Annotated in this window: 6 protein-coding genes; 3 read left to right on the top strand and 3 right to left on the bottom strand. The window is 63.9% G+C overall.

All coding sequences use genetic code 11. The features are described from left to right. Positions 1-719 (bottom strand): amino acid--tRNA ligase-related protein (locus tag Q4P21_RS10370; RefSeq protein ID WP_303388698.1); only part of this gene is annotated, 719 nt, incomplete at its 3' end. Between the two features lie 133 nt (positions 720-852). Further along, entirely contained in the window at positions 853-2,199 is a 1,347-nt protein-coding gene (gene hisS, locus Q4P21_RS10365; protein ID WP_303388697.1) for a histidine--tRNA ligase, read from the bottom strand. Between the two features lie 233 nt (positions 2,200-2,432). Here hisS and Q4P21_RS10360 point away from each other — a divergent pair, with 233 nt between their 5' ends. The 3 genes from Q4P21_RS10360 to Q4P21_RS10350 all read left to right on the top strand — a co-directional run bounded on the left by Q4P21_RS10360 (position 2,433) and on the right by Q4P21_RS10350 (position 5,596). Then, entirely contained in the window at positions 2,433-3,257 is an 825-nt protein-coding gene (locus Q4P21_RS10360) for a peptidylprolyl isomerase (RefSeq protein ID WP_303388696.1), read from the top strand. Between the two features lie 124 nt (positions 3,258-3,381). Beyond that, positions 3,382-4,908 carry a DUF349 domain-containing protein gene (locus tag Q4P21_RS10355; protein WP_303388695.1) on the top strand — a complete coding sequence of 509 codons (1,527 nt, stop codon included), beginning with the start codon at positions 3,382-3,384 and terminating at the stop codon, positions 4,906-4,908. A gap of 106 nt (positions 4,909-5,014) precedes the next feature. Beyond that, positions 5,015-5,596: a hypothetical protein gene (locus tag Q4P21_RS10350; RefSeq protein WP_303388694.1), complete on the top strand. Its 582-nt coding sequence runs from the start codon at positions 5,015-5,017 to the stop codon at positions 5,594-5,596. Between the two features lie 5 nt (positions 5,597-5,601). Here the strand turns inward: Q4P21_RS10350 and Q4P21_RS10345 are convergent. Next, positions 5,602-5,781 (bottom strand): ACT domain-containing protein (locus tag Q4P21_RS10345; RefSeq protein ID WP_303388693.1); only part of this gene is annotated, 180 nt, incomplete at its 5' end.

Below are 5,781 nucleotides of genomic sequence, written 5' to 3'. Positions count from 1 at the left end.
TCCTGGTCAACGAACGACGCCTCAATGTCCAGCTGCGTGAACTCGGGCTGGCGGTCGGCGCGGAAGTCCTCATCACGGTAGCAGCGGGCAATCTGGTAGTACTTCTCAAAGCCACCCACCTGCAGCAGCTGCTTGAAGAGCTGCGGGGACTGCGGCAGCGCGTACCAGGAGCCGGGGGCCAGACGTGCCGGCACCACGAAGTCGCGGGCACCTTCAGGGGTGGAACGCGTCAGCGTCGGCGTCTCAATCTCGGTGTAGCCCTGCTCGTGCAGCAGCTCGCGTGCCACACGGTTCGCTTCCGAACGCAGGCGCAGGTTCCGCTGCATGCCGGGGCGGCGCAGGTCGAGGTAGCGGTGCTTCAGCCGGGCTTCCTCACCCACCTCCACATGGTCATCGACCTGGAACGGCAGCGGTGCGGCCTCATTAAGCACGACGACGTCATCGGCCATCACTTCGATCTCACCCGTGGCGAGGCCCGGGTTTTCGTTGCCTTCGGGGCGGCGTGAGACGGTGCCCGTGATCTGCAGCACGAACTCGTTGCGCAGGGCGTGGAACACATCCTCTTCACGCACCACGATCTGTGCCACGCCGGAAGCATCACGCAGGTCAAGGAACGCAACACCGCCATGGTCGCGTCGGCGGGCTACCCACCCCGCAAGGGTGACGGTTTGGCCAATATGTTCAGCCCGCAAGGAGCCCAGGTCATGTGTGCGCAGCACAGCATTCCTTTCAATGGTGGTGGACGGCCCACGTACAGGGGCCAAAAAGGTCAGTTGTCAACAAGTTTAGCGGTGAATCAAAGGGTCGCTGAATCCGGCGGATCCCTGAGGAAACTCCGGTCCACGGCCCCGCCTACGCGACGACGATGGTTGGCTTCAGGTCTGCGGCCGGCGGCATCCAGCTGGCTGGATCCGCTTCAACCTGCTCGCCGGAGCGGATGTCCTTGACCTGGTGGGCGCCGTCGTCGTCGGTGAACCAGACGTAGGGGATGCCGCGTTTGTCGGCGTACTTGATCTGCTTGCCAAACTTATCGGCCTTGGCGGCCACCTCGGTGGAGATGCCGCGGGCACGCAACGTGCGGGCAACGTCCTGTGCGGCGCTCCAGCTGTCCTCGTCGGCCAGCGTGACCAGCACGGCGGTGGGGACGCTGCGGGAGGCCGTGGCGAATTCCTGGCTCAGAATGCGTGAGACAAGGCGGGTGACACCGATGGAAAGTCCCACGCCGGGGAACTTGCGGTTGCCCTTGGAGGCCAGTGCGTCGTAGCGGCCGCCGGAGCAGATGGAACCAAGCTGCTCGTGGCCCACCAGCACCGTTTCGTAGACGGTCCCCGTGTAGTAGTCCAGCCCGCGGGCAATGGACAGGTCCGCCACCACGGAGCCGGGGGCACTTTTCACTGCGGCGGCGATGACCTGCTCAAGTTCGTTCAGGCCCTCCTCCATGAGCTCGTCGGTGACGCCCAGGGCGCGCACCTGCTCCACGAAGGAGGTGTCCTCGGTGCGGATGGAGGCCAGGGCCAGCGCCTTTTCAGCCTGTTCGTCGGTGGCCCCGAGCTCGGACTTGAGTAGTCCGGCCACGGCGGCCGCGCCGATCTTTTCCAGCTTGTCAATGCTGCGCAGCACCCCGGCCGTGTCACTGAGGCCGATGCCTCGGTAGAAGCCCTCGGCCAGCTTACGGTTGTTGATGCGCAGCTTGAAGGCGGGGATGGGCAGTGCGGACAGCGCCTCGGCGATGACCAGCGCAAGTTCCACGTCATAGCGGAACGGCAGTTCGCCGTCGGCCACCACGTCAATGTCTGCCTGGGTGAACTCGCGGGCACGGCCCTCCTGCGGACGCTCGCCACGCCAGACCTTCTGAATCTGGTAGCGGCGGAAAGGGAAGGAAAGGTAGCCGGCGTTTTCGACCACGTAACGGGCAAAGGGAACCGTCAAGTCGAAGTGCAGGGCCAGCTGGTTGGGGTCATCCTTGGCTGCGGAGGCGGCGTTTCCGTCGTCGTCCTGGAGGCGCGAAAGCGCGTACACCTCTTTGTCGATCTCACCCTTGCGCAGGAGCTGGCCAACGGTTTCCACCGCCCGGGTCTCAATGGAGGAGAACCCGTGGAGTTCAAAGGTGCGTCGCAGCGTGTCCAGCACATGTTGTTCCACCAGCCGCTCCTGGGGAAGCCACTCGGGGAAACCGGACAAGGAGGCGTTGCGTGCCATGGGTGTTGCTCTCCTAACATGCGCCGGAACCCTCATGAAGGACGGGGCGCGGCGGGGCGGGTAAACGTCACGGTGCCGGGTCCCCCTGGTCATGCTCGCCGATGTGCGGGCGTTCCATGGGTAAACTGGCACCGGCTGCCATTTTATAGCTTTGGCGGCCCACCCCCAACCCACCGCGCCCAGGCACGGCTGCGATGGGTGAACATACCGCTCAATTTGAAGGAGAGGCACCCTTGGGCAACAGCAACAAGTCCGGCCGCGAAGCAAAGGCACGCGTCGCACGCATGCAGGCCAACCAGGCATTGCATGAAAAGCAGGTCCAGCGGCGCAAACGCGACAACCTGATTGCGTTCATTGCGATCGGTGCCGCGCTGGCCGTGGCCATTGTGCTGGCGTTGACCGCGTTTCAACCCAAGGGGGACAACACTGCCGTCTCCGCCCCGGAAGCATCCGCCACAGTCTCCGCGGCTCCAGAGGCTTCGGCTGCTACTGCAGCCCCCGACGCTTCTGCTGCTCCGGCGGAAAGCAACAGCCCCGGTGTCCCCAATGCCGACACGGCCAAGGGCAAGACGTTCACCGGCGTCTTGACGCTCAATGGCAAGGCCCTGGATGTCACATTGGACGGCACCAAGGCCCCGCAGGCCGCTGCCGTGTTCAAGTCGCTCGCGGACAGCAACTTCATGGACGGCAAAACGTGCCACCGCCTGGCCGACGCGCCCGACTTCGGCGTGTTGCAATGCGGCTCGCTCAAGGGCGACGGCCAGGGCGATCCCAACTATCAGTGGGGCCCTGTCGAAAACACCCCGGCCGACGGCAAGTACCCGGCCGGGACCATCGCCGTGGCCCGCGCAAACACCACCTACAGCAACGGAACCCAGTTCTTCATCACGTTCAAGGACACGGTCCTTCCTCAGGACACCGGCGGCTACACCATCGTGGGAAAGGTCACCAGCGGCCTTGACGAGGTGAGCGCCATTGCCAAGGATGGGATCGAAGGCGGCGCCACCGACGGTGCACCCAACACCAAGGTGACGATAGACTCGTTCAAGCTCAACTAGAGTTCAACAGGCTTTTCCGCAGCTGGTCACAACCGTGTCCAGCAAGGAACAGCACCACAGCGATCCTGGCCAGATCTACTTTGCACCACCTGCCAGCATCCATCTACGCGAAAGATTTTTAGCGGTGACACACAGTCAAGAATCCGACGAAACACTTGCCTCTTCCACAGAGCCGGCCATTGCCGCCCCTGAGGGCACGACGGCGGAAAGCGCCGCCCCGGTGCAGCCTCCCGTCCCAGCGCCCTCACCGGCTTCACCCTCCCCTGCCGCTTTTGCGGCTCGGCCCAAGGCTCCTGCGGCACCTGTCCCAGCTCCAGCAGCATCTGCCATACCTGCCACTGCCTCCCCTGCGGCTCCCGTTCCGGCTGCTCCTGCGCCGGCGGCGACCACTGCAGTGAACATGGCAGAAGCTGCCAAGTTTGGCCGTGCCGAGGAAGACGGACACGTGTTCTTGCTCCTTGATGGCGAAGAGTTCCCCGTGGGCCAGTACCCGGGCGCGAGCAAGGATGAGGCGCTGGCCTACTTTGCCCGCAAATTCGATGACATCCTTGCCCAGCTGACTCTGCTTGAACAGCGCGTTGAGGCCAAGGCCCCCACCACGGACATGAACAAGAGCGTGGCGCACCTTCGCGAGCAGCTGGGCGAAAAGACTTCCGTGGGCGACGTCAACGCTGCCCTGGCCCGTCTCACCACCCTTGAAGAGAGCATCAAGGCACTGGCCGCTACCGAGCGCGCAGCGCACGACGCAGCCCGCGCCGTCGAGCTTGCCGCCCGTGAAGCCATTGTGGCCGAAGCTGAAAGCCTCGCGGCCGCGGATCCCGCGACCGTTCAGTGGAAGGTCAGCAGCGCACGCATGAATGACCTGTTCGAGTCATGGAAGCAGGCGCAGAAGTCAGGCATGCGTTTGGGCCGTGCCACGGAGGAAGGGCTGTGGAAGCGCTTCCGCAGCGCACGCACGGTCTTTGACCGCCACCGCCGCGCGTACTTCTCCCAGCTCGACAACAACAACACCGTTGCCAAGAGCGCCAAGGAGGCCTTGATCGAGGCTGCCGAGGAACTTGCAACCTCCACCGAGTGGGGTTGGGCCGCTGGCGAATACCGCAACCTGATGGACCAGTGGAAGGCTTCCCCCCGTGCCAGCCGCAAGGATGACGACGCCCTGTGGGCCCGCTTCCGTGGGGCTCAGGACAAGTTTTTCACGGCCAGGCAGGCTGCCAACAATGCCTTGGACGCCGAATTTGGTGCCAACTTGCTCGTCAAGGAAGCCCTCATTGTCGAAGCCCAGGCGCTGCTGCCCATCAAGGATCTCAACGCCGCGAAGAAGGCATTGCAGACCATCCGCGACCGTTGGGAAGAAGCCGGCAAGGTTCCCCGCGCCGACATGCAGCGTGTTGAGGGCAGCCTGCGCAAGGTTGAAGATGCTGTGCGTGCTGCTGACGAGGACAACTGGCGCCGCAGCGATCCGGAAGCCAAGGCCCGCACCAGCAGTGCGCTGAGCCAGCTGGAAACCACCATCGCAGGGCTCAAGGAAGACCTCGAGAAGGCCAAGAAGGCCGGGGATGCCCGCAAGGTCACCAAGGCCACAGAGGCGCTTGAAGCACGCGAGCTGTGGCTGGAGCAGATCCAGAAGGCTGCCGCGGACTTCTCCTAGCACCAGGCGAACGTTTAGCTACCGTTATTGAGGCCTGCGGGCCGGGTTGTCCACAATCCGGCCCGCAGGCCTTCTTCTTGCCCTCGGTCAGGTGCAGTGTGGAACCATGATTGAACTTTCCAAGGCCGCCGCCCAACTGATCGCACCCGGCGCAGCGTTTTCCCTGGCCGAGTTGTGCGCCATGGCTCTTGACGGTGTGGTGTGCCCCGTCGTCGGTAAGACTTTTCGCCCGGCGACCCTAGCCGAGACACCCGAGCTGAGAGCAGCCGCTGTGTCCCACCACATTCCGGCCAGTCTTGCGCACAGAGCCGTTGTTGCACAGTTGTCAGCGGCCTGGGTGTATGGCTGCGCTCCCCCGCCCGAGATATTTTCATTGGTGGTGGACAACGACGGCAACAGTGTCTGCACACCGCCGTTCTGCGGCTGCAGCATCCGTCAGGTGTACCTGAACGCCCCGGATGTGGTGACGCTTGGTTCCGTGCCCATCACCAGCCCACTGCGCACAGCACAGGATGTGGCCAGGACTGCTGCACTACCAGTTGCTCGGGCCGTTTTGACAGCCATCAGTCGCGACGCCGCGTTGCAATGTCCTCTCGAACACATCAGCCACGCATTGACGGCTGCGGCACATGTGCCGGGCAAACGCAGGGCTCAAGCCCTGTTGCAGGACATGATGGAAGGGTCCTGAACCGACTAGGCGCGGCGGCGAGAGCCTGTGGAGCGGTAGACGTCGAACACGCCGTCAATGCGCCGCACGGAGTTCAGCACATGGTCAAGATACTTCGGATCGCCCATCTCGAACGCGAACTTGGACACGGCCACGCGGTCACGGGAGGTGTTGACACTGGCCGCCAAGATATTCACGTGACTTTC

This window comes from Arthrobacter sp. (genome assembly GCF_030540645.1).
In the GTDB taxonomy this organism is placed as follows: domain Bacteria; phylum Actinomycetota; class Actinomycetes; order Actinomycetales; family Micrococcaceae; genus Specibacter.
The sequence above is the reverse complement of the archived record's forward strand: the minus strand, read 5'-3'. Positions and strand labels throughout refer to the sequence as shown.

What these genes read in the sequence shown, in the direction of transcription:
- Q4P21_RS10350 (WP_303388694.1), top strand. Translation starts at nt 5,015, where the DNA reads ATGATTGAACTTTCCAAGGCCGCCGCCCAACTGATCGCACCCGGCGCA.
- hisS (WP_303388697.1), bottom strand. Translation starts at nt 2,199, where the DNA reads ATGGCACGCAACGCCTCCTTGTCCGGTTTCCCCGAGTGGCTTCCCCAG.